The organism is Methylobacterium sp. CM6241, assembly GCF_054817845.1.
The window spans coordinates 4,843,841-4,865,060 of record NZ_CM139246.1 but is presented as its reverse complement, the minus strand read 5'-3'; the positions used below and the strand labels follow the sequence as shown (position 1 = coordinate 4,865,060).

The window sequence follows — 21,220 nt, the reverse complement described above, 5'->3', positions numbered from 1 at the left end:
GGACCGGCCTCAGAAGAGGGCCTGCCACAGGGCATCGGCCGACAGGCCAGCGAAAAGTATCAACCCGGCATCGCGGTTAGAGCGGAAGAGCAGCAATGCCCCGCGCCCGTCACCGGGTTTCAGACGGAAAACCTGCCATCCGAGATGGGTGGCAAACAAGGCAACGCCGACAAACCCGACAGGGCCCGCACCAGCCAGTGCCACGGCTGTGGCAATGGCGGCGGCCGAGACCGCGTAGCACAGGCCGATGGCGGGCTTCAGACTGCGGCCAAACAGGCGGGCCGACGAGCGGATGCCGGCGATCTCGTCATCCTCGATGTCTTGAACCGCATAGATCGTATCGTAGCCGACGATCCACGCAAACGCGCCGACATAGAGAGCCAAGGCCGGCGCACCGAGACTGCCGAAGGCGGCGACCCAGCCCATCAGCGCTCCCCACGAGAAGGCGAGGCCGAGAACCGCCTGGGGCATGGACATCACCCGTTTCATGAACGGATAGATCGCCACTGGTAGGAGGGACGCCATGCCGACCCAGATGGCGGTAGCGTTGAATTGCAGTAGCACGGCCAGACCGACCATCGCCTGCATCACGAGGAAGATGGCGGCGGACCGCGTCTTCACCTGCCCGGAGGGGAGGGGGCGAGAGCGCGTGCGCTCCACCTGCGCGTCGAGATCACGGTCGGCGATGTCGTTGTAGGTCGAGCCCGCCCCTCGCATGGCGATGGCGCCGATCAGGAACAAGAGCAGATGCGCCGGGTCCGGAAACGGCTTGTGACCGGCGAGCGCCGCCAGGGCGGCCGACCACCAGCACGGTAGGAGCAGTAGCCACCAGCCGATCGGCCGTTCGATGCGGGCGAGGCGGAGATAGGGACGGAGGCCGCGAGGGGCGTGACGATCGACCCAGTGGCCGACGACAGCATCCGCGACCTTCCCGTCTGCGCCGTCCGGCGAGGTCACGCCCGCCATGGGCGGGCGCTACCGTGGACCGAAATGGCAGCCAAGGCCTAGAGCGCGCCCTGCGGCATCTTCAAGCTGCCCGTCAGGCCTGGCCCGCCGAGCATGCCACCGCCGCTACCGCCGCCGCCGTTCTGGGCCTGCGCCCGCGCCTGGGCTTCCATCTTCGCGGCCTGGGCGGCGACGCCGCAGATCTTGGTGCGGATGCCGGCGACCTTCAGATGGTCGGCCTTGAAGCCTTCGGCGAAGGAATCGGGAATGGAGCACCATTCCTTGTTGGCGGCGATCCACTTCACGCCTTCGTTGCCGTTGGTCTGCAGCTTGCCGAACAGCGCGCAGGCTTCGGCGGGGGTCATCTTCTTCTTGGAGTTCGACGCGGCATTCGCCTTGGCCACGAGATCCTTGCGCGACTGGAGCGTCTTCTGGATCTCACCGCATTCCGCGTTCTGCGCGAAGGCGGGACCAGCGATGAGAACGGAGCCGAATGCAGCTCCGGCGACGGCCGCGATGATCTTCGATGACATGAGTTGGATTTCCCTCTCCCCCAATCTACACCGGTGCCTTGCCGTGGCTGCCGGAGCGATTGCCGAACCTCGTTGACGTCTCGCCATAGGAATGTGGCGTCTTTCAAGACGTAAATGGCCGGTAAGGTTTGCGTTTGGGGAAACTCGACAAAATCCAGCGCTGTTGCCCCGGCGCATCACCTGCAATCGGGCGCCGGCGTTGACAGGCCTGCGGACGCGGGCGACCACGCTGAGCCATGGCAGCATACGACTTTACCGCCCCCCGCCTTTTCGTCGAATCCGACCTTGGTGAAGGCACTGTCCTTCCCCTGGAACGCGCCCAGGCGAACTACCTGCTGAACGTCCTGCGGCGTGGCCCGGACGATCCCGTCCTCGTCTTCAACGGCCGCGACGGCGAATGGCGCACCCGCATTGCCCAGAGCGGGCGCAAGAGCGCAGAACTGATCGCCGTCGAGCAGGTACGGCCTCAATCCGAGCGTGCCGACCTGCATTACCTCTTCGCGCCACTGAAGACCGCCCGGCTCGACTATCTGGCGCAGAAGGCCGTGGAGATGGGAGCCGGAACCATACGGCCGGTCTTCACCCGTTACACGCAAGGCGAGCGGATCAATCTCGATCGCCTGCGCGCCAACGCCATCGAAGCGGCTGAGCAATGCGGCATCCTGGCGATTCCCGAACTTCCCGATGCGGTCCGGCTCCCCGTAGCGCTCGCGGAACTCGCGTCCGAACGCCTCCTCGTCTTCTGCGACGAGAACGCCGCGGTGGCCGATCCTGTCGCGGCCCTGCGCAGCGCCGCCGACCCGGCGGCGCCGCCGCCCCTGGCGGTTCTGATCGGGCCTGAGGGTGGGTTCTCGGCAGAGGAGAGGGAAATGATCGCTGCGCGGCCCAACACGGTCGCGCTATCCCTCGGACCTCGGATCCTACGGGCGGATACGGCGGCCGTGGTGGCTCTCACCTTGGTGCAGTCTGTGCTGGGAGACACACGCTGATGAGCCCCCCACCACGCCGCGTTGTTCATGGCTCGCGGCTGGACTAAGGAGTCGCCATCTTCAAAGGGGCTCCTCCGCTGCGGTCCGGCCTGCCTCTCACCACACACGACCTTCATCACGAGGCAGCGCATGGCGCGCGATACGTCCGACACGACACCGCTGACGAAGCGGGACGAACTGATCGCGTGGTTCGCCGAGGGCGAAAAACCGCCCGAGAGCTTCGCCGTCGGCACGGAGCACGAGAAGGTTCCGTTCTACCGGAACGGCAACGCACCCGTTCCCTACGCGGGCGAGACTGGAATCCGCGCGCTCCTCGAAGGCGTTGCGCGCGAAACGGGCTGGGAGGCGATCGAGGATGCCGGCAACCTGATCGGCCTCGCCGGAAATGACGGGGGAGCGATTTCGCTCGAACCTGGCGGGCAGTTCGAATTGTCCGGCGCGCCGCTAAGTGATGTCCATGCCACCGAGCGTGAATTGCGCAGCCATCTGGAGGCGACCGCTCGTGCGGCCGACCCACTCGGAATCGGTTTCCTCGATCTCGGCATGAGTCCGAAATGGACCCGTGAGGGAACGCCGGTCATGCCCAAGAGCCGGTACAAGATCATGGCCGGCTACATGCCCAAGGTCGGCTCCCTCGGCCTCGACATGATGCTGCGTACCGCCACGGTGCAGGTGAATCTCGACTTCTCCTCAGAAGCGGACATGGCGGCCAAGATGCGGGTCGCCCTGGCGCTGCAACCGGTGGCGACGGCGCTCTTCGCGAACTCCCCCTTCACCGACGGGCGCCCCAACGGCTTCCTCTCGCGACGCTCCGAGATCTGGCGTGATACCGATGCCGACAGGACTGGCATGCTGCCCCGCGCCTTCGAGGCTGGCTTCGGGTATGAGGCATATACCGACTGGCTGCTCGACATGCCGATGTATTTCGTCAAGCGCGGGGAGACCTATCACGACGTCAGCGGCGCCTCGTTCCGCGATCTCATGGATGGGCGGCTCGCGGCACTTCCCGGCGAGAGGGCTACGATGTCGGACTGGGCGAACCATGCCTCCACGGCTTTCCCCGAGGTCAGGCTCAAGCGCTACATCGAGATGCGCGGCTCAGATGTGGGCGGCGCGGACATGATCGTCGCGCAGGCGGCGTTCTGGGTCGGGCTGCTCTACGACGATGCCGGGCTCGCGGCGGCCTGGGACATTGCCAAGGCTTGGAGTACCGCAGAGCGCGAATGCCTTCGCGCTATCGTGCCACGTCTCGGACTCGCGACACCGATCGCCGGACGCAGTCTGGGCACTGTGGCAGCGGAAGCCCTGGCTATCGCCCGCAAGGGTCTTGAAGCGCGCGGGCGCCGTGATGCCCAGGGACGCGATGAAACTCACTTCCTCCAGCCCCTCGAAGCCATCGTCGCCAGTGGTCATTCGCGTGCTGAGGATAGGTTGGCGGATTACGAGGGTCCATGGCGGCGCTCCGTCGATCCGGCGTTCACGGAATGCGTCTTCTGAAGAGAGGCTATTGACTATAAACCCATGTCTTCTTGAAACGACAATTGTGCCGGGGCACACGTTCGGCCGATAGTGCCTCGTCTGTTCCGGAACGGTTCATCAAAGATGGTGTTTTAACGGTGCAGGTACACTCGAATTAGGAGATCGCCCGCATGTCGCGCATCATGTCCCTGGTCCTTGCCGGTTCGACCGCCGTCGGTCTGGCGGCAGCTCCTCTCTCCGGCGCACAAGCCGCCCCGATGCCCACTCTGACGTCGGCACAGGTCGCTGGCGGCTCTGCCGTGGAGACCGTTCGCTATGGCCGCTACTACGGCGGCGGCTACGGCTACCGTCGCGGCTATTATGGTGGCGGCTATCGCCGTGGCCCCGGCATCGGTGGAGCCCTCGCGGCGGGTGCCGCTCTGGGCATCATCGGCGGCGCCATCGCGGCGAGCCAGGCTCCCCGCTACGGCTATTACGACCGCGGCTACGCGCCAGCCTATGGGTATGCCCCGGCCTATGGCTACGCGCCCGCCTATGGCTACGCCCCGGCCTACGGTTATCCTGCCTACGGCTACTAACATCATCCACGGAGCCTCGTCTTCGGCTCAAGCCCCGCCCGAGGCTCCAGCCTCGGGCGGGGCTTGTCGTATCGTTGGACAGATATGACCGACGCGCCACTCGTCCTCGATCTCAGCGGCCTGAAATGCCCCCTGCCGGTGCTACGCACCCGCAAGGCCATGCGCGGCCTGGAACCGGGGGCGCAGCTGACCATCCTCTGCACCGATCCGGTCTCGGTGATCGACATCCCCCATCTCGTCACCGAAGAGGGCGATCGTCTCGTCGGTCAGGGCCGCGACGACGGCGTCTTCAGCTTCACCATTGAGAAGGGCGGCACCTGAAAACTCGTTCATTCCGCACTGTCTTCGCCTCAATGATGCGGCAACTCGCGGTTAGGTGATCCCGAAGAAGGCCGCGTGACCGCCCGTGGCCGGAAGACGGGAACGACTATATGGCGCCGGTGATCCGTGGCACCCGCATCCTGCACGATGGCTGGAGCCGCTTTCTCGTGGCAGAAGTCACGATGCCGGACGGCACGCGCCTGACCCGCGAGATCGAGGATCACGGCCGCGCGGTCGGGGTGCTGCCCTATGATCCTGAGCGCCGCGTGGCGCTTCTGGTGGAGCAGTTCCGGCCACCCACCTTCTTTGCGGCCGGTACCCTGTCGCTTCTTGAGATCCCGGCTGGACTCCTCGACGAATCTGAGCCCGAGGACGGCGCGCGCCGCGAGGCCTTCGAGGAGACCGGCGTCCGCCTCGGCACCCTCGAACGCCTGACAACTGGGTGGTCAATGCCCGGGATTTCTACCGAACAGATGGACCTATTTCTGGGTGCCTATAGCGCCGCCGACCGCTCCGGCCCCGGCGGTGGGTTGGCCGAGGAACATGAAAGCATCACCGTTCACGAGATGCCCCTGGCCACCCTCGCCGCCATGAGCGATCGGGGCGAGATCACCGACATGAAAACCCTGGTGCTTCTCTTCGCACTGCGGCTTCGTCGGCCGGATTTGTTCGCCTGAAGCACCAATCCGGTGGGTACGGCGCGCGTCCTGTTCGATCTGATTGCCGGCACCGTCACCCTGTCCACGAACACGGGCGGCGTCTTTACTAACCTCGCCGGCTCCATCGAGAAGATTTCGGCGGACTTCTACCTCATCACCATCACCGCAACCTGCGCCACCACCGCCCTCGTGTCCCGCCTCTGCTTTGGCGACGACGCGAAGGCTCTCGCGTATCTCGGCGGCACGACCAAGAGCATGGACCTTTGGGCGTGCTCCTTCGCTCCGGCGGCCTAGCCCCAGCACTCTTCCTTTGACAAACTCACCGCAGTAAATCGCGTCCCCCCCCGAGCGGGCCACACAGAGGCGATGACTGTGCCGCCCGTTGGCAGCGGGATCTCGAATTACATGAGCCGCGAATCAGAGAGGACACCGTCGTCTTCGCCCGTTGCCGCCGATCAGCATCCGCCATCTATGCATTTCTGTGCAAAGGGCGCCGGACTGCAGGCAATACCTGAAGTTTTGGGGACGCTCGTGCCCTGTTTCAGCGTAATATTTATAGTCGCATAGGCGCTCGCCGCACCTTCGTAGCGGTTAAAGCTTCTGGCCAGTAGCCGGCCCATTCGATGAGCGCGATCGCCAAGGCAATAGCGATCACGGCCAGCGCAACAATCGCCTCGGTCTTCGTCCAACGCCGTCGCGTCCACCGGCTTAAGATGATCGTCAGTCGTAGAAGCTGATCCATCCGGGCAGCTTATCACCGCAAAACCGGCCGGTCGCCGCACATGCTCAAGCCAATAGCCAGCCGCCGAGATGCACGGCGCCAAGGGCCATAAGACCAAACCCGACTGCTTCCACGGCAACGAGACAAGTCAGGATCGCGTCCTGTGCAAACCCTTCAGCAAAATGCTCTTCCGGCTCCGGCAAGTGCCCGTTGTCGAAGTGCTGCATTCCAAAATCCGCCCCCGGTCCGGAAAGCCGATCGTAGGCAGTTAATTTTGTATTCACTATTCAGGAGACTACGCATGGGCGCGTCCGCCATCATGACGCATCTGAGCCTTGCCGCGCTTAAATCGCGGGAAGGCGTGCAGCTGGAAGCCTAGCTCGACGGCATCGGGGTGTCGACGAACGGCTACGGCCACACCAGGGGCGTCAAGCTCGGACAGGTCATCACCAGGCCCAGGCCGACGCGTTGTTCCTCGATGACCTCGCCTCGCACGCGCTGCCGATCCTGTCGGCCACCAAGGTCCCGGTGGCCGAACACGAGCGAGACGCCCTGATCTCCATCGCCTTCAACTTCGGCGTGGGCGGCTTTACCGGCTCGACGTTCCTTCACCACTTGAGCGCCGGCGAACGGAAGGGCTACGCGGAGGCGATCGAGCTGTGGATTAAGAACAAGGAGCTGCCCCCCGACTGCCGAGCGGGACCAGTTCCTGACGCCCTACACCAAGGCGGCGCCTACGGCCCGTAGCACCGACGCGAAGCCGGTCAGCGCGCCGCTCACGGCATCGGTACCGCTGGACGTTCCACCCGTCGCGCCGGCGCCGGCCGCTTCCTTGATAATCCCGCCTGCTATTCCGGTGCCTTCGCCCGCCTCGGAGCCGCTGACGAGCCGACGGTGGTCTTTTAGCCGAGCAAGCTGGCCATGTTCCTCAACGACTTCATAAACAACCAGATGGTCGGTCCGAAATGGGGCCTGCTCCCGAGCCCTCGGCGCGGCGGTGGGCTGCTACATCGTGGTGCAATTCACGTTCGCGCTGATCTATGGCGCCTCCACCGTCGCCCATTCTCCCGCCTCAACACCCCGTCTTCGGCACGCTTTCAGGGTTCGAGGCGCTGTCGGTCTACATTGCCGTCTTGGAAGGCGTTTCACGCAAGAGCCGGCGTAGTGAGGTTCTCGACAAGCTGGAAAGGGTCGCCGGGTAATGGGATGGCTGGATTTTCTGGAGACCACCATCGCCCGCCAATCGGTTGGATGGTGACCCGCCTGCGGGGCGACAAGGAGCACCTTCCGCCGCCGGTGCCCGCAACGCCGGCCGATGTGCCGGCGCCGTTCCAACAGGTGCCGCGCGAGGTCATCGACGTGATGGAGGAAATGCGCGACTTCGCCCGGCGGCAGACCGTGGACATCAACAGCATCGCCGAGAGCGTGCGGACCATGCGGGATGAGGCGAAGCAGTACACAAGCTTGCTGGCTGCAATCGAACGAGAGCAGGCCACCGAGAATCGGACGCACGGATGCGATGCGCATGCTTGGCGCGCTCCTCTGTCTCACCTAATCCGACGCGCTACCGCGCCTGTTTGTCGTCCTGAGAGCACGATATGACCCGCCCGGTGAGAACCAGAGGGATTTTTTTATAACGGATCCGTCGTAACGGCACCAGCCAAGCTGAAACCTTATTGGGATCTCAGTATTTATCTAGCTCGAGCGAAACACTGCTGCCTCGATTTGGATACATCCATGAATAAATTGATCCTTGTTACCACTGCGATTCTGCTTGCTGGTCCTGCTCTCGCGCAGGGCGTTGTCCCAAGCGAGCCAAGCGGGTCAGGAACGGTCATCGAAAACCAGCCGAATACGACCGGCAATGACCGCGACGTGACAGTTTCGCGTGGGGCGACTGGTGCCGAAACGGCTACAAGCGACTCGGCCGCGGGCGGCAATGCCAATCAGCCTTCGCGTGCCGTGCCAAACGGTAGCGCTGGCGGCGGCGGTGGGGGCAACGGCGGGCTCTAATCTCCACTGTGAGAAAGCCGGCTCATAAGCCTCGCAGACATTAACCCGCCCGGCTGACGCCGTGGCGGGTTTTTCGTTCGCGGCCTTGCAACGAGACATCCGGTCACCGTTTCATCCGGCTACTGGCGTAGTTTAACGGTTAGAACGCAAGCCTAAGAAACCTGAACCAGGGGTGCGACTCCCCTTATCGTTTACATCCTTCTCCTCAAGCCCGACTGCCGTCAGGGCCAAAAAGGCTTTCCTGCGTTTTAGGAGCACGTTCGGCGCAATTTCGCTGCCCTGTAACAGACATGAGCCTGTATTTCGCCCCGAACAGACCTCGCCAGCCCGGGTCGCGCCCCCGCAGGTATTCGGTGAGGTGTGCGCCTAAGCACATCAATCATATGCCGGAAATCTTCGTAATCGCGAATTGATTGCCAACTCATTATCGTTGATCCTAACTCCTAGCTTGGCACTGAGCGGGGCATTGAGATGGATCGACATGTCGGCGACGCAAGAAATCGCTTTTGAGCAAGCTCATCGCGTGGGCGAGGGGCGCAGTGCAGAGGTTTTTGCAGACAGATCCAGACGAGTACTCAAACTCTATAAAGCAAAATGGGGCAATCAACTGGCGAAAAAAGAGTTCGTTGCGACATCTTTTGCCCGTTCCCATGGCCTGCGTGTCCCGGCTCCTTTGAGCATAATTGAGCGAGATGGACGAAGTGGTGTTATATTTGAACATATTTACGGCAAAACAGTCCTAGAACATTTTAAAAGTAGCCCGCTCGGAATGTTGGGCGCGTTACGAAAACTTGCCATCATTCAGTATAGCATTCATAAAATTGAAAACCCGCCGCTTCCGGACCAACAAGACGCGATCCGTATTCAGGTATCCAGAGCTCGGGTGCCGTCCTGGTTGAAACAGACAACGCTCGCGGTTCTCGACCGCTTACCGCATGGTGACAGGCTTTGTCATGGGGATCTCCATCCGGAGAACGTTCTCTACACATCCGAGGGCTTGGTCGTCATAGACTGGGAGAAGTCAACATCTGGTCATCCGGCGGCAGATGTCGCCCGTACCGACCTCATCATCCGATCCGGACGCGTCGGCGAGACTCGCACGCTAAGAAAAGTGATAGACAGAATTATTTGTAAAGCTTTGGCAGAATTTTATATTCGGCAGTATTGCCAGTTGAGCATGATCAGCAGGCAGGATGTCATGGCTTGGCGTTTGCCGATGCTTGTTGCTCGCCTTTCCGGTCAGGTTGCTGCAAATGAGCATGAAATTCAGGCAGAAGCTTCAGAGCTCGGAACTCAGTTCGCGCATCTCGTATGAAGAATGGTCACATCGCCCCTCGCTGAACTCAAGCGCGGCGAGCGCAAGCGGAGACCAGACTCGTAGGTATTGACAGGCAGGTTTCCCTCCCTACCTAGGTGTTTGATCCCAGGGTTTGATGGTGCAATCTTCACGTTGGAGTGGAAGGACGCGCTATGGGCTAGGTTCTTCACGGCAGCGCCACGACGACTGAGGCGGTTCGTCAAGCGATCCAGCATAGTCAAGCGAGCCTGAGGGCTCTCTCGAAACGCTACGGGATCAACCAGAAGACCGTCGCCAAGTGGAGGCAGCGGACCTCGGTCGCCGACCAGCGCACGGGTCCGAAGGATCCGCGTTCGACGGTGCTTTCACCTGAAGATGAGGCGATCGCGGGACCAGGCTCGGGCCGACGTGTTCGACTACATCGAACGCTTCTACAATCCGGCCCGCCGACACTCGACCCTCGGCTACGTCAGCCCAATCGAGTTCGAAAAACAGGCCCAATTAGCTTAGGATCGTGTCCACGGAACCGGCAGCAGGCCAGACCTCCGGCCGATATCCGGGCTTTACGAAGGTGACATCAAACTCGTCCGACCGGTCGACGTCCAAAGAGCAGGGCGTTGCAGGGCAGGCATAGCCTTTGGTGGTGGTCATCGTTGCGCCGGGCGGCTCAGTCTGAAAGGCCATCTTCTCCGACGTACCGCGGGTAATACTTCCACACGCGCCGACGCTCGCCGCGACGAGAGCCGCAGCCACAAGAATTCGCCCAGTCATGACGTCCCCCAATGCCGCGTGCATACGCGGCATTGGGTTGTGCCGAGCCTGTGATTTCTACGCAAGACTGAGATTGCTCGCGGCACTGCGCAGCCGTTCACTGTTGCACAGAAACTTCTTAGATGTGGCGTAGCGCTGTCCGGTAGCGCGCCAGGCTCATAACCTGGAGGTCAGCGGTTCGAATCCGAGCGCCGCAACCAGCATCACGCTGAGGCGTAACCATGGCTCGCCTAAGCACCCTTAAGCCCCGCCTGGGAGCCCTAGACACTTGCACGGCCAGCGGCACTTCCAGACGACGACGAAGTCGAGGACATCGGGCCGCTTGACCCAACGAACCTACCGCTGCCGGAGGCGATCGGGCGCAAGGAGAACTTCCTGGGCCTCCAGCGCAAACAGGAGGCCGAGAAGAACGACAAGAAGCTCGTTGACCGCGAGCCGGCCGGTCGCCGCGCAAGCCCTGACATCGTGAGTATCACCATGGACGTCGCTGCAATTCAGCGTGTTCTATCTGCGCGCGGTTTTGGCTCTGGCCCTATCGACGGGAAGAAGGGCAAGAAGACCACAGAGGCGATCAAGGCGTTCGAGGTCGCCAATGGCCTCGGTGTCGATCGCAAGGTCAGGCCACCCACCTCAGCTCCCCTGTTCCCGGAGTTGGTCCCGACACGTATCGACGATCTGCCGACCTTCCCGCCGGCCGCCATCGATCCCGAGGTGCGGCCACCTGCGACCCGCTGGCCCCGTCAGCGCGATTGTATGACCTTCTTACGTCCGAAGCCTTTTAGAGAACGCTTGCCGCCGCAGCGGCGTCACCAAGTCGGAGATGGTTCGAGAACTCATCGCCCAGCGCCTCGAATTCGAGGGCGTTGCAATCCCAGAAGCTGTAGCGCGTCGGCGCGTTCGACTCCCTCTTGATTCCCGGCCGGAGGCCTAATCATGGATCAGAATTCAGCCCGCGCCCTGATGATCTCGCCCGCGAAGTCGAAGGGCTTTGTCCTTCAGCCGGAAGCTGCCACAGCCGCAACCGTGAAATTCTCCGGCAGCGTTCGACTCGATCACAGATCGGGCAGCAAAGTCCCGTTTGACGGCGAACACCGCGCGTTCCGGGTACTGGACGGCAGGGCGGTAGATCTCGACCTCGCCACTCACGCTATCGCACTTGATGTTTGGTCCCGGCATTTGGTGGAGCGGGTTTGACGTGAATCGACCTGCCCCTACTCCTCTGGCTCGTGGCATGATGGCGTTCCGAGCCGGTCTACAGGCCGACCGGGATGCGTAAGCCGTGCGTAAGCAGCGATCGTTGCTGAGCAGGGCAACTCCTAGCTCCCCGCCCGGATCAACCGAACGGCGCAAGCGACCATCACCAACACAAACTCCGAACTCGCCGCCCGCTTCAAAGCGGAGGCCGGAGTTCATGAACCGCGCTACAGATGGAATGGGAGATGAGCAGTCTGAGAGACCTTGAGGCCGAAGCGCGGCAAGCGACGGGCCTACTGGCCGGCGCCATGCGACGGTATGCCGATCCCAGTACGAGCGTCAGCGACGCGGAGGGCACAGCCGCGCTAGTCGCCGCCTGGAAAGCCAAGGCGAAGGCCAACCCTGACGCTCAGCCAGCGACGATGCGGGAAATCATCATGAGGTAGGCTGCCGAAGCGATGGCAGCGGCATCGATGGCGCGCTGGGCCGTAGACGCGGCAAGAGCCGAAGCCGTAGAGCAGGTCAAAGCATTGCGGTTGGCGCGAGAGGATGAAGGCTATCAGACTCGCAAGGCCGCGAAGGAAGCTTTCGAGGAACGGAAAGCTGCGCCGCACTCACATAAGTGAGCGGGACAGAAACGGAGAAAAGCTTCTAGGATGACTCAGGGCGGCCGAGAGGCGTTGTGGGCTAATCGAACAGCTGGAAGCTTCATGAATGCCGCCAGTGAGTCTCTAAGCGAATCCTACGGACCGTTCCAAGCGGCGCTTCGCCAGCTTCGGTCCATTCTAAGACGACGCAATGAGTGTTTGTGCCCTAAAAAATTGCTTCGCGGCCAACGCTAGAGAATTACACCCCCACCGCACCCCAAAACGTAAAGCTGGGGTGCAGCACCTACAAAATTCTCAGCTAAGCCCTCGAAATTGTTGGTGCCGCAAGAGGGATTCGAACCCCCGACCCCCTCATTACGAATGAGGTTGGAGGGCTTTCACACCCTTTCGCGTCATTTCGCGCATGCCCTCCTAAGTCGTTGTAATCACTCCGCACCTCGGCATATCGTGCTCGCGGCCTTTCGCCGATGATCGCACGCTGCCGGCACATTCTGCGCCCCCAGCGCGCCCCCAGCGCCTCGGCAGGCCGGCGAATGAGGGTGTCGGGATGCCAGCTCAACTGCTCACGGACGCGGCGATCAGGGCGTGGCCTGTGCCAGAGACAGGCAGGGTCGAGGTCTCGGATAGTCGGAGCAGCGGTTTGGTGCTGCGCATCACGGCAAAGGGCGATCGCTCGTGGAGCTTTCGGTTTCGTGATCTGGATGGCCGCACGCAACGCGTGACAATCGGCCACTACCCCGAAGTCGGTCTCGCAGCCGCGCGGGCCAAGGCCGAGGAGCATCGAGCCCGTGTGGCCCAAGCCGGCAGCACAATCGGAGACCGCAAGGCGGCACGTCTGGCTGCCGAACGGCTACAGGCAGAGCGGGAGGCGGCCCTGGCGGCGGCTGAGGCGGATCGGGTGGCCGCCGAGCGTGCCACGGCCGACATACAGGCTCACGCCTGGGAGACGCTGGCAGAGCAGTACCTCTTGCGGCACGCCAAGCCGAAGAAGCGCTCGGCCGGCGAGGATGAGCGCATGCTGAAGCTGCATGTCACGCCGAAGTGGGCCGGGCGAGACTTTCGCACCATAAAGCGCTCCGACTGCATCCAACTGATCGATGGCGTCGCCGATACCGGCAAGGATGCTCTGGCCAATCGCCTCTGCCCGCTGCTCTCCAAGATGTTCAAGTTCGCGGTGGATCGGGGGATGCTCGACGCCTCGCCGGCCGTTGCCTTGCCCAGGGTTGCCCCCAACGTGGTCCGCGATCGCGTGCTGACGGGTGATGAGATCGCCCTGCTATGGGCCGCCACGGCTGATGACGTGGCATTCTCGCCCCTGATGCGTCTCGCCCTTCGTCTGATCCTCGCCACGGGGGTACGGCCGGGTGAGGTGGCCGGCATGCATGAAGGCGAGCTGATCGACTTCGACAACCCGGCGCGAGCCACATGGTACATCCCGGCCGAGCGCATGAAGGCGAACAAGCCCCATGCCGTGCCGCTCACGCCCCTGGCGCGATCCATCATCATCGAAGCGATCGGCATAACCGATGAGATGGGCACCCGCCGCGCCGATGTCAGCGGCGGCGAGGCACTGCCTGCAGGCCGTCGTCACGTCTTCACCTCGCCGCGTGGCACGCCTGGGGCCAAGGCGATCGATGCCCACGCCCTCGCCCATGCCATGGCCCGGTTCGGCCGGATGATGGCGAAGCCCGCCGGTGAGGGCTCGCCGGCCTGGATGACGGGTAGGGGCAGCGCGACGTGGTGCACCGATCTGCCCACGCCTCACGATCTGCGCAGAACGGCAGCCACGGGAATGCGGGGACTCAACATCTCGATCGCCGATGTGCAAGCCGTCATCGGGCATGCGCGGCAAGACGTGCTCGGCCGGCACTACGATCGCCACGATGCGATGCCCGAGAAGCGTCACGCCCTGACGCGGTGGGCAGCCGAGTTGGAGCGCATCATCGCCGGCCGGGCCGACGAGACGGTGGTGGCGTTTCAGCCGGCGCGCGCGGGAGCTGCCTGATGTCGTCGCACGATGAAGACTTGGGACTGTGGCCCTGGGAAGAGCGCTTGCTCGGCAGGCCGCTCTTCGACACGAAGCGGTATCTCAGCGGTGTGCCGCTCTTCGATATGACCGGTGAGGAACGGGGCAAATGGGATGAGCTGCGAGCCAGTGCCCCCGTAGCGATAGACGAATGGACGGCTCAACGTCTCAAGGCCAATCGCGCGCCCCACCTCGATCTCGACGGCCTGGGGTGCTCGCCCGGCTCAGATCGATGCCCGTATTACATGGCTCGCTGGCACACCGTGTTCGCGGCGACAATGGCGAACATCAAGCTTGGTTGGTCGCCGTCACCGGCAGGGATTGATCGGGCGAGGGAAGCTGTCAGAGCTTGCTTTACGCAAGACTATGCGCTGAGAAGCCAGCTACTTGCCTCCCACTCTCGGGTACAGAAGAGCTTGATCGAAAGCAGAGCGCAGCTCAAGGATCAGGCGACCCAGTGCTCGAAACTCATTCAAGCGATTGGCAAAACCACGCTCTTGCATAACGCACCATACGTAGATGGCGCACCGTCAACTGACGTTATGCAATCTCTTTCGCCGTGGCAGTGCAATCGATATGGAGGCTTGCTGACTAACGCTAGAAGGGCAAGCGCCGAACTGTCTGAAAATTTGAGTGAGCTTGAGGCTATACTTCGTTCACCGGAAAATAAAGCGACCGACCCCGATGGGAACATTTGGTTGAGAGAGTTTGCAGGCTTCATGTGCGTTGCGTGGGGCAGACTGATACACGGTCGCCCTATTGGAGAAGGCCCAGACGGGATTGGCTTCGTCTCGAATGCATTCGACAGCCTGTTGACCGTCTCCCCCGATTGGGCAGCGGATGGCGGCTGGGATACCAGAATACGCAGCGGAAAGGAGAAGGCCGCTCACTACACCGACGCCTTGAATCGCCGCGCCCCTCTGTCTCCCCGCCACGATCAGTCGAGGTAGCCGCCTCGGCCGAGATCGTAGGCCGCCATCGCCACGGCGTAGGGTGTGAGGCCCAGGGCGGTGCCCAGGGTCTCACGCGAAGGCAGGGGGCTGCCAGGATGATCGGCGAGGTGCTGCAACAGCGTCAGGCCGACCGCGATCGCATCGGGCATCATCGTGCGATCAAGAGGCAGGCAAAGCATCCGCTCGGCGATTACCTCGGCCCGCGCCGCGAGGTGACGCGTGCGAGTGGCTCCCGCCTCCCGTCTCGCGATCTCGGCCCTTCGCCTGAAGACGGCGGCAACCATTGGGTCCATCCTTGCCATGTCACTGCCTCCTACGGCGTGGGTGCCCAAGCGCCCGTCACCGAGGGCGATGCCGTCAGGGTCGGGTTGTTCACGTCGAGGCGCGAGACGAAGCCGCCGCCCCGGAAGTAGGTGTGCTCCACCTCAACGATGCGGTACGTGCCGTCCACGCCGGGCCGCGCACCGTTGACGCTGCATTGGCCGAGCGCCTGGGCCTTCGGCTCACCGTCGATCACGATCCAGCCCGAGCCACGCTCTTGCACGGAAACGGTGCTGTCGCCCTTGCCCGCCGTCTTGGCCATCGCCTCCTCATTCACGGGGAACATGCCCGAGATGCGGGCCTTGCTGTTACCGAAGCCGAAGCCCCCGGCAATCGAGGTAACGACGCTCTGCCACGCGGCCTTGTCTCGATCGAAGAAGCCATGCGCCGCTGCGCTCCACTGCGCACGGGTGATCCTCGGCTTGATGCCCCAGGCCAGCACGTTGGTGCCCACGGTGCAATCGACTGAGGGGAAGTCCACACCGCCGGCTGTGGCGACACTCGACAGGTCCACGATGGCCGCTTCGGTGCCCTCGATCTTGAGCTGCCCGCCGAGTTCCTGGGCCGTCCGCCTCAGCCATGACATCGGGGACTCGCTGCCGATCGACCAATACGAGCGCTTCACGTTGCCGAGACTGCCGCCGATGCGCAGGGTGACACCGGCCAGCTTCGCGATGGCTTCGGCCGGTACGCGGAACTCGATCTGCTCTGGGCCGCCACCGCCGCCGCTCTGGGGGGCATCCTTGCCGCCGCCCCAGGTGCCGTTGATCAGCTCTTTCAGTTTGCCCAGCATGTCGGCACCCTGAAACTCCAAGCTCACCGTGCGCCCGCCGCGCCGGCTGCCGTTGCTGATGATGTCGGCCATGTACCCGTTGAAGACGCGAGCCGCCGGCTCATCGGGCTATCCCAGCTTGATGTAGCAGGGAGCCCCATCACCGGGCAGGGCGAACTTGCCGTAGCGATCATCGATCACCAGGGAGGCTGTGCTCATGTTCTCGCGGTCGGCGATCTTCAGGCTGATGAGGTACGGGTCGAGCTGATCGGTGATGTTGCGGCCGGCGAAGTAGACCTCGGCATGTGCACGGTGGCGTCTCGGCCGAGGGGGGGCATTCACGATGTCATCGGCGTTGAGCAGCTCGCCGTCAGGGTCGAAGAGCATCGGTTCGTTCGCATTGCGGGCCATGGCTGATCTCAGAGTTCGGGCTGCGGGACGGGCAAGAGGGCGAAGCGCTCGACACGGCGGCGGGCCCTGGCTCGACGGCTTTCCGCCGCTTTCAGCTCAAGCCATTTCTGCGGGTCTTTCGCCTTGTATCGAGCGCGTCGCGCGGCTTGCATGGCGGCGCTTTCTTCGGGTGTGGCGACACGCGGCGCGGGCTCACCCGTGATCCGGCGGTGGCGAAGGCGCTGGTACGCCTCGCGCTTAAGCCGGATGTAGCGCTCGCGGTGCTTCTCGACGTAGCGCTCGCGTTGGCCTCTCCACTTCAGGCGCTTGGCCAACTGCTCGGGGGTGAGCGCATCGTCAGGCATCTGTGCGAGCTGTTCGCGGGCTGGGGGCTTCGGCTGGGATGCCGGCCGAACCGTCTCGGGTGTGCGCCGGGCTCGGGGCTCGGCGAGGGTGATACCGTCATCAAGGGCCATCTCAGGGTCTCGCTCTCCATCACGCGGGTCTTTCGACGCCATCGGTCTCAAATTAAATTTCGGAACGGCCCCCCTTTGCGAAATTAATCCGTAAGAGAGAGCTCGGGAGGCAGCGCCCCCCCGGGGCCTCGAAACCGCTAGAACGGTCCCTAAAGGGAGGGGGTGTCCCCCATGGGTGACGCCACCCATCCACACCGGTATCCGGCCCCCTGCCTCCCGCTGCCTCGCTGCCGCATATTCTCAGCATGCCCCAGGCCCAGGCAGGGCGGGGGCAGGCCGGCGGCAGGGTTCGGTGCCCGCCGCCAGTCGATGCCCGCCCTGGGGCTGCTATGCGGCTTTCTCAGTGCGGCCCTCGGCAAGCATCCACTGCCTGCGCTTGCCGGTGACGTAGGCCTCAGCGAGCTCCTTCAGGTTGATGCCCAGGTTCACGGCCCCGCGCCTCGTGGCATTGCCGGCCGGGTTGTCGCGGTACGTCACGGCCAAGCGCTCGGCGGCTGCGTGCCCGTCGGGCGAGTTCGCGAGATGGGCGAGGCTGCGCTTGATCGCTTCATCGGCCACGGCCATGGGGAGCTGCGTCTGGCCGGTCTGAACCAACTGCTCTTCGCCGTTGCGGTCGATGTAGAGCAGCGGCACCGCGACGATGACAAGCAGGCGATTGGGCGGGTAGCGGAACTCGGGCTCGGCGACGCTCACCGGCTTGGGCGGCTTGGGCAGCTCGGCGGTGCCGGCGCGGATGGCAGCGGCACGGTCCCTCATCGGTGCGACGGCCTTGCAGGCATAGTCGGCCGCCGAGACGGGGGCAGGCGACGGGTAGGCGATCGCCCGCGATGTCTTGCCGGCATCGTTGACGGTGGCGCGGGCCAGGGCGATTCCAGGCCGCTTGCCGTACCCCTCATCGACATGCACGCTCTGGAAGAGCTTGGGCTCGCGGTGGGCTATGGCCTCGGCGAAGACGGCGGACAGGATGGCATCGGCATTCACCGTCGGGCCGTATGCCGCCGTGATTGCCGTGCGCAGAGGGGCGAGTGCCTTGATCAGGGCGGCCACGGGCGCGTCCAACTTGCCCGCTGCCTCCACGAGATCGGCGGCGCGCGCTTCCTGGGCAGCCGCCTCTGTCTCGCGGGCGGCGGCGTCACGGGCGGTGTCGCGCTGGGCCTGTGCCGTTGCGAGGCCGGCGGTGGCGCGGTCGAGGCTGCCTTCCAAGGTCGAGACCAGGGCCTGTGCGTTGGCGAGGGCCGCGCGCTCGATCGCGCCGGCCTCCTCGGCGGTCTGGCCGGCTTCGAGCGCCAGCGCCACGGCATCGTCCTGCGTATCGATCAGCGAGGCCACCTTGCTTTTGGCGGTGGTGATCTCGGCGCGGAGCCGGGCGATGTTGCGCTCGCGCCCCAGCACGTCGGCGTCCAATTCGGCGATCGGGTTTTTCGAGTTGAAGAGTTTCGGAAACTTCATCGTTACACCTATATCGGCCGCGTGGTGGGGGCAGATCGCGTGCGGCCAGCCCGCAACCTGCGAATGGCTACCGGCAGGCGCGGGGCTGCGCCGGGCGGTTGAGGGCGAGGGCGGCGTCGCGCCACGCGGCGGGCGAGATCAGCACGCCGATGCTGGGGATGATCGCGCCACGCTGAAGGGTGATCAGGCCAACGGCTTCGAGCATGCGCAGGCAGCGGCGGTACGCGGCCGGGTCGGGCAGCACGTCGCTGACGTGGGCCGGGTCGGCCATGCACAGCCCAGCGATGGCGTAGCGGCGCGCGGCGTCATCGAGCACCATGGCGGCGGCGAGATCGGGAAGGCGCAGCCTGTCGAGCCACCGGCTCACCACCTCACCACGACGCCTCATCTCAATCTCGTGGATCGAGCGTCTCGGCTTGCCGGCCCCGCCGCCCTCGCCGAGTGCGGCATTGCCCTTCGTCTCGCGCCGGCTAGCGTGGCGCACATTGTACGCGCCAACGTATCCGCGAGGCTTTTTCGTGTGTTCGATCGTGACGGGCATGGCTGACATGGGGGGATCACCTCAGATGTAGCGGATGGGCTGGTGGAGACTGTCGGTTGCCGTGGCGAGACTGATCGCTTCGCCAAGCATCATCTTGGCGGCGTAATCGAAGGGGTTGCCGGCAGGCCCGACCTTAAGCACGGCGCTCATCAGTATAGCCGTCTCCTTCAGGCTAATTTGCTTGATGATGCGTCCCATACGGCCTCTCGCCGCCGCCTGCGTCATGTATCCGCCAGTGCTATGCTTATGCAAAGCTTGCAGCGCAGGCATCTGTATCGTCCAGATGATCGCCCGCCAGTTGGGCGTACCGTCCGCGAGGATGGGCACACCGGCAGCGTCCAACCCGGCCGAGCGGGACCGCTTCGTCTTCGCGGGCCGGGTAGCGGGGGCAGGGGGCGTCGAGGCAGGCGCGCGGGCAGGGCGGCTTACCGGCGGCTCGTGGCTGGCACTGTCGGCCTGGGGCAGGCTGGCAAACTCGCCGTCGCCGTCGTCGGCCCAGGGTGCGTGATCGCGGTACACCCCATCCGCCGCGTCGATATCGCTGTCGTCGGCCGGGGCAAGGGGCGAGACGTGCGCGCTGCCCTGATCGGTGCTCGGCCGACTTTCTTCACTCGAAATACGCTGATCGCCCGTCAGGGAGATCGACGGCGTAGCCGGCGCGTCAGACCCTCTCTCGGCTGACACAGCGTCAGGGCTCTGAGGCGTAGCCGAAGAGTCCTGTACGGGAGGGAAATAAGAACCCTTGGGGATATCTTGCTCGGCCCCTGGGTGCTTTAGTCTAGAAGCCCCAGCCTCGCTCGAAGCCTCAGAAATTGAGGCGTCACCGCGTGTGCCGGCAGGTCCGTGGAACCGCTTCACCAAAGCCTTGATCTGCTCGGGCGACAGCTTCACCTGCCCGCTGTCGAGTTCCAGTTTCACCGCATCGCACTTGCGGTGGCCGTTCGTGCCGTAGCGCTTCGTGCGGGTGATCAGGCCGAGGTGCTCAAGCATGGCCAGCCGGCGCTTCACGGTGCCGACACTCAGGCTCGTGCGGGCGGCGATCGTGTCTTGACGGCAGGTGGCGACGCCCTTGGTCGCAACGCCGATCAGGTAATCGAGGGTTGCCGCCGACGCGGGATCGAGGCCCTTGTGCGAGCGCTTCCACCTGCGCAGCACCGTGATGCAGACGGTCTCGCCATCGGTGCTATTGCCCGAAGGGGGGCCGCACCGCGGCTTGTCGTTGTAGGGCTCGGCCGGGCCACGCGACTGGCTTGTTTCCCTACGCCAGCGGGGCTTCGCTTCGGCGTGGAGATCGCCATAGCCGTAGCACGAGGGCTTGCTATTCGGTTTGGAGGCAACGAGATTATGCAAAGTCACCGGATGGTCTCCCGGGGCAAGTGTTGAGCCAGAGTGGATGCTGGCTTTTCGAGAACTAAATTACGTGTTTGCCGGGGGGAGCTCGGTGAGCATAGACGAAAGGGCCGGTACGCGGGAGCGTCACCGGCCCTTTTTCTGTCTGTATCAAGCGGCTTTGTGCTCGTAATTGCCACGCAGCTCTGCGGGAGGCAGCTCGGACTTGAAGCGCATGATCTCGGCTTCGCTGATCAGCGTGCGGCCACCGAGTTTCACGGCGCTGATTCTGCCGGTCGCCATGAGCTTGTAGAGCGTCGTCACGCCGATACCGAGGCTGGCCTTGGCATCCTTCACAGTCATCAGACGTGCGTTGCGGCTATCCATGGGTAGTGCCCTCTTCGTCTTGCCGGCGTCTTTCGCCAGCACCCGAGATGCACCCTGCCATGTCTCCGCCAGATCACGTCCACAGCCGATTGTGAAAAAACGACCATCGACTGTGGGTGATCACGCCGGCCTCTTGCCGATATAAACCTGATCGACAAAGGGCAGATTGACGGTGCCACCGGTAACGGGGTGCATTACCGCTGCCAGACGCCAAACCTAGGCACGGTCGTCTGCATCTGTGGGCGTGACATGCAGTGCCAAGAAATGGTCCAGCGTATCAACGGGCGGATAGAACTTGGAACCCTTCTTACTCTTGCCCCCATTGTAGCCGGTCCGCTTGCCGCTCTAGGGCGTCGAGCGCAGTGTCCGACGGTCAAAGATCGCCGCGTTCGCCCAGAGTTGCGGCCCAAGGCCAGACGCAGGAGCTTAGGAGGATCGTTAACCTGTTGCTCGAAGCAACCTGCCGCC

Annotated in this window: 25 protein-coding genes, 2 tRNA genes and 4 pseudogenes; 19 read left to right on the top strand and 12 right to left on the bottom strand. The window is 63.8% G+C overall.

The window, feature by feature from the left end:
* Positions 1–9: 9 nt before the first annotated feature.
* Both ubiA and ACYQR9_RS22945 read right to left on the bottom strand, forming a co-directional pair.
* Positions 10–966 (bottom strand): 4-hydroxybenzoate octaprenyltransferase, encoded by a 957-nt coding sequence (gene ubiA / locus ACYQR9_RS22950; protein WP_461228148.1) that lies wholly within the window; start codon positions 964–966, stop codon positions 10–12.
* 38 nt (positions 967–1,004) lie between these two features.
* Entirely contained in the window at positions 1,005–1,478 is a 474-nt protein-coding gene (locus ACYQR9_RS22945) for a hypothetical protein (RefSeq protein WP_056428862.1), read from the bottom strand.
* Positions 1,479–1,714: 236 nt separating this feature from the next.
* Here ACYQR9_RS22945 and ACYQR9_RS22940 point away from each other — a divergent pair, with 236 nt between their 5' ends.
* The 6 genes from ACYQR9_RS22940 (at position 1,715) to ACYQR9_RS22915 (ending at position 5,798) form a co-directional block, all read left to right on the top strand.
* Positions 1,715–2,467: a 16S rRNA (uracil(1498)-N(3))-methyltransferase gene (locus tag ACYQR9_RS22940; RefSeq protein ID WP_461228147.1), complete on the top strand. Its 753-nt coding sequence runs from the start codon at positions 1,715–1,717 to the stop codon at positions 2,465–2,467.
* 129 nt (positions 2,468–2,596) lie between these two features.
* Positions 2,597–3,964: a glutamate--cysteine ligase gene (locus ACYQR9_RS22935; protein WP_461228146.1), complete on the top strand. Its 1,368-nt coding sequence runs from the start codon at positions 2,597–2,599 to the stop codon at positions 3,962–3,964.
* A 152-nt stretch (positions 3,965–4,116) separates the two neighbouring features.
* Positions 4,117–4,524, top strand: a complete 408-nt coding sequence (locus ACYQR9_RS22930; protein ID WP_461228145.1) for a hypothetical protein — start codon at positions 4,117–4,119, stop codon at positions 4,522–4,524.
* Between the two features lie 84 nt (positions 4,525–4,608).
* Positions 4,609–4,845 (top strand): sulfurtransferase TusA family protein, encoded by a 237-nt coding sequence (locus ACYQR9_RS22925; protein WP_207412554.1) that lies wholly within the window; start codon positions 4,609–4,611, stop codon positions 4,843–4,845.
* Between the two features lie 110 nt (positions 4,846–4,955).
* Positions 4,956–5,522: an NUDIX domain-containing protein gene (locus tag ACYQR9_RS22920; protein ID WP_207412555.1), complete on the top strand. Its 567-nt coding sequence runs from the start codon at positions 4,956–4,958 to the stop codon at positions 5,520–5,522.
* 12 nt (positions 5,523–5,534) lie between these two features.
* Entirely contained in the window at positions 5,535–5,798 is a 264-nt protein-coding gene (locus ACYQR9_RS22915; RefSeq protein ID WP_461228144.1) for a hypothetical protein, read from the top strand.
* A 492-nt stretch (positions 5,799–6,290) separates the two neighbouring features.
* Here ACYQR9_RS22915 and ACYQR9_RS22910 read toward each other — a convergent pair whose 3' ends face one another.
* Positions 6,291–6,452: a hypothetical protein gene (locus tag ACYQR9_RS22910; RefSeq protein WP_461228143.1), complete on the bottom strand. Its 162-nt coding sequence runs from the start codon at positions 6,450–6,452 to the stop codon at positions 6,291–6,293.
* 121 nt (positions 6,453–6,573) lie between these two features.
* On the opposite strand from ACYQR9_RS22910, the gene ACYQR9_RS22905 reads away from it, so the two are divergent.
* From ACYQR9_RS22905 to ACYQR9_RS22855, 11 genes and pseudogenes are all read left to right on the top strand, one after another.
* A complete protein-coding gene (locus ACYQR9_RS22905; RefSeq protein ID WP_461229883.1) occupies positions 6,574–6,972 on the top strand; it encodes a glycoside hydrolase family protein in 399 nt (132 codons plus the stop codon).
* 504 nt (positions 6,973–7,476) lie between these two features.
* Positions 7,477–7,827: a hypothetical protein gene (locus ACYQR9_RS22900; protein ID WP_461228142.1), complete on the top strand. Its 351-nt coding sequence runs from the start codon at positions 7,477–7,479 to the stop codon at positions 7,825–7,827.
* Positions 7,828–7,962: 135 nt separating this feature from the next.
* Entirely contained in the window at positions 7,963–8,238 is a 276-nt protein-coding gene (locus tag ACYQR9_RS22895) for a hypothetical protein (protein WP_461222595.1), read from the top strand.
* A 481-nt stretch (positions 8,239–8,719) separates the two neighbouring features.
* Positions 8,720–9,553: a phosphotransferase family protein gene (locus ACYQR9_RS22890; RefSeq protein ID WP_461228141.1), complete on the top strand. Its 834-nt coding sequence runs from the start codon at positions 8,720–8,722 to the stop codon at positions 9,551–9,553.
* A 209-nt stretch (positions 9,554–9,762) separates the two neighbouring features.
* Positions 9,763–9,921: pseudogene (locus ACYQR9_RS22885) on the top strand (IS481 family transposase); the annotation flags it as partial.
* Positions 9,908–10,045 (top strand): annotated as a pseudogene (locus tag ACYQR9_RS22880) (IS3 family transposase); the annotation flags it as partial. The pseudogenes ACYQR9_RS22885 and ACYQR9_RS22880, both read left to right, overlap by 14 nt.
* A 384-nt stretch (positions 10,046–10,429) precedes the next feature.
* Positions 10,430–10,506 (top strand) — tRNA-Met (locus ACYQR9_RS22875).
* A gap of 277 nt (positions 10,507–10,783) precedes the next feature.
* Positions 10,784–10,903: pseudogene (locus ACYQR9_RS22870) on the top strand (peptidoglycan-binding domain-containing protein); the annotation flags it as partial.
* 190 nt (positions 10,904–11,093) lie between these two features.
* Positions 11,094–11,237, top strand: a pseudogene (locus ACYQR9_RS22865) (hypothetical protein); the annotation flags it as partial.
* A gap of 2 nt (positions 11,238–11,239) precedes the next feature.
* Positions 11,240–11,500 (top strand): hypothetical protein, encoded by a 261-nt coding sequence (locus ACYQR9_RS22860; protein WP_461228140.1) that lies wholly within the window; start codon positions 11,240–11,242, stop codon positions 11,498–11,500.
* 245 nt (positions 11,501–11,745) lie between these two features.
* Positions 11,746–11,946, top strand: coding sequence for a hypothetical protein (locus ACYQR9_RS22855; RefSeq protein ID WP_461228139.1), 201 nt, complete (start codon positions 11,746–11,748; stop codon positions 11,944–11,946).
* A gap of 478 nt (positions 11,947–12,424) precedes the next feature.
* Here ACYQR9_RS22855 and ACYQR9_RS22850 read toward each other — a convergent pair.
* A tRNA-Ser gene (locus ACYQR9_RS22850) sits at positions 12,425–12,511 on the bottom strand.
* Between the two features lie 144 nt (positions 12,512–12,655).
* Here ACYQR9_RS22850 and ACYQR9_RS22845 point away from each other — a divergent pair.
* Entirely contained in the window at positions 12,656–14,113 is a 1,458-nt protein-coding gene (locus tag ACYQR9_RS22845) for a tyrosine-type recombinase/integrase (RefSeq protein ID WP_461228138.1), read from the top strand.
* A complete protein-coding gene (locus ACYQR9_RS22840; RefSeq protein ID WP_461228137.1) occupies positions 14,113–15,084 on the top strand; it encodes a hypothetical protein in 972 nt (323 codons plus the stop codon). The genes ACYQR9_RS22845 and ACYQR9_RS22840 overlap by 1 nt, the downstream gene beginning before the upstream one ends.
* Here the strand turns inward: ACYQR9_RS22840 and ACYQR9_RS22835 are convergent.
* The 8 genes from ACYQR9_RS22835 to ACYQR9_RS22800 form a co-directional block, all read right to left on the bottom strand.
* Positions 15,072–15,239: a hypothetical protein gene (locus ACYQR9_RS22835; protein ID WP_461228136.1), complete on the bottom strand. Its 168-nt coding sequence runs from the start codon at positions 15,237–15,239 to the stop codon at positions 15,072–15,074. The two genes, ACYQR9_RS22840 and ACYQR9_RS22835, sit on opposite strands and share 13 nt — an antisense overlap.
* A gap of 161 nt (positions 15,240–15,400) precedes the next feature.
* On the bottom strand, positions 15,401–16,273 hold the full coding sequence (locus tag ACYQR9_RS22830; RefSeq protein WP_461228135.1) for a hypothetical protein: 873 nt from the start codon (positions 16,271–16,273) through the stop codon (positions 15,401–15,403).
* A 36-nt stretch (positions 16,274–16,309) separates the two neighbouring features.
* Positions 16,310–16,591 carry a hypothetical protein gene (locus tag ACYQR9_RS22825; RefSeq protein ID WP_461228134.1) on the bottom strand — a complete coding sequence of 94 codons (282 nt, stop codon included), beginning with the start codon at positions 16,589–16,591 and terminating at the stop codon, positions 16,310–16,312.
* Between the two features lie 8 nt (positions 16,592–16,599).
* Positions 16,600–17,046 (bottom strand): hypothetical protein, encoded by a 447-nt coding sequence (locus ACYQR9_RS22820; RefSeq protein ID WP_461228133.1) that lies wholly within the window; start codon positions 17,044–17,046, stop codon positions 16,600–16,602.
* Between the two features lie 327 nt (positions 17,047–17,373).
* Entirely contained in the window at positions 17,374–18,495 is a 1,122-nt protein-coding gene (locus ACYQR9_RS22815) for a hypothetical protein (RefSeq protein WP_461228132.1), read from the bottom strand.
* 67 nt (positions 18,496–18,562) lie between these two features.
* A complete protein-coding gene (locus ACYQR9_RS22810) occupies positions 18,563–19,045 on the bottom strand; it encodes a hypothetical protein (protein WP_461228131.1) in 483 nt (160 codons plus the stop codon).
* Positions 19,046–19,057: 12 nt separating this feature from the next.
* A complete protein-coding gene (locus tag ACYQR9_RS22805; RefSeq protein WP_461228130.1) occupies positions 19,058–20,392 on the bottom strand; it encodes a hypothetical protein in 1,335 nt (444 codons plus the stop codon).
* Between the two features lie 144 nt (positions 20,393–20,536).
* Positions 20,537–20,752, bottom strand: coding sequence for a helix-turn-helix domain-containing protein (locus ACYQR9_RS22800; protein ID WP_461228129.1), 216 nt, complete (start codon positions 20,750–20,752; stop codon positions 20,537–20,539).
* Positions 20,753–21,220 lie beyond the last annotated feature (468 nt).

Excerpts from the sequence above, each read along its gene's own strand:
- ubiA (WP_461228148.1), bottom strand. The coding sequence starts at position 966 with ATGGCGGGCGTGACCTCGCCGGACGGCGCAGACGGGAAGGTCGCGGAT.
- ACYQR9_RS22945 (WP_056428862.1), bottom strand. The coding sequence starts at position 1,478 with ATGTCATCGAAGATCATCGCGGCCGTCGCCGGAGCTGCATTCGGCTCC.
- ACYQR9_RS22940 (WP_461228147.1), top strand. The coding sequence starts at position 1,715 with ATGGCAGCATACGACTTTACCGCCCCCCGCCTTTTCGTCGAATCCGAC.
- ACYQR9_RS22935 (WP_461228146.1), top strand. The coding sequence starts at position 2,597 with ATGGCGCGCGATACGTCCGACACGACACCGCTGACGAAGCGGGACGAA.
- ACYQR9_RS22930 (WP_461228145.1), top strand. The coding sequence starts at position 4,117 with ATGTCGCGCATCATGTCCCTGGTCCTTGCCGGTTCGACCGCCGTCGGT.
- ACYQR9_RS22925 (WP_207412554.1), top strand. The coding sequence starts at position 4,609 with ATGACCGACGCGCCACTCGTCCTCGATCTCAGCGGCCTGAAATGCCCC.
- ACYQR9_RS22920 (WP_207412555.1), top strand. The coding sequence starts at position 4,956 with ATGGCGCCGGTGATCCGTGGCACCCGCATCCTGCACGATGGCTGGAGC.
- ACYQR9_RS22910 (WP_461228143.1), bottom strand. The coding sequence starts at position 6,452 with ATGCAGCACTTCGACAACGGGCACTTGCCGGAGCCGGAAGAGCATTTT.
- ACYQR9_RS22900 (WP_461228142.1), top strand. The coding sequence starts at position 7,477 with ATGGTGACCCGCCTGCGGGGCGACAAGGAGCACCTTCCGCCGCCGGTG.
- ACYQR9_RS22895 (WP_461222595.1), top strand. The coding sequence starts at position 7,963 with ATGAATAAATTGATCCTTGTTACCACTGCGATTCTGCTTGCTGGTCCT.
- ACYQR9_RS22890 (WP_461228141.1), top strand. The coding sequence starts at position 8,720 with ATGTCGGCGACGCAAGAAATCGCTTTTGAGCAAGCTCATCGCGTGGGC.
- ACYQR9_RS22860 (WP_461228140.1), top strand. The coding sequence starts at position 11,240 with ATGGATCAGAATTCAGCCCGCGCCCTGATGATCTCGCCCGCGAAGTCG.
- ACYQR9_RS22855 (WP_461228139.1), top strand. The coding sequence starts at position 11,746 with ATGAGCAGTCTGAGAGACCTTGAGGCCGAAGCGCGGCAAGCGACGGGC.
- ACYQR9_RS22845 (WP_461228138.1), top strand. The coding sequence starts at position 12,656 with ATGCCAGCTCAACTGCTCACGGACGCGGCGATCAGGGCGTGGCCTGTG.
- ACYQR9_RS22840 (WP_461228137.1), top strand. The coding sequence starts at position 14,113 with ATGTCGTCGCACGATGAAGACTTGGGACTGTGGCCCTGGGAAGAGCGC.
- ACYQR9_RS22835 (WP_461228136.1), bottom strand. The coding sequence starts at position 15,239 with ATGATGCCCGATGCGATCGCGGTCGGCCTGACGCTGTTGCAGCACCTC.
- ACYQR9_RS22830 (WP_461228135.1), bottom strand. The coding sequence starts at position 16,273 with ATGGCCGACATCATCAGCAACGGCAGCCGGCGCGGCGGGCGCACGGTG.
- ACYQR9_RS22825 (WP_461228134.1), bottom strand. The coding sequence starts at position 16,591 with ATGGCCCGCAATGCGAACGAACCGATGCTCTTCGACCCTGACGGCGAG.
- ACYQR9_RS22820 (WP_461228133.1), bottom strand. The coding sequence starts at position 17,046 with ATGGCCCTTGATGACGGTATCACCCTCGCCGAGCCCCGAGCCCGGCGC.
- ACYQR9_RS22815 (WP_461228132.1), bottom strand. The coding sequence starts at position 18,495 with ATGAAGTTTCCGAAACTCTTCAACTCGAAAAACCCGATCGCCGAATTG.
- ACYQR9_RS22810 (WP_461228131.1), bottom strand. The coding sequence starts at position 19,045 with ATGTCAGCCATGCCCGTCACGATCGAACACACGAAAAAGCCTCGCGGA.
- ACYQR9_RS22800 (WP_461228129.1), bottom strand. The coding sequence starts at position 20,752 with ATGGATAGCCGCAACGCACGTCTGATGACTGTGAAGGATGCCAAGGCC.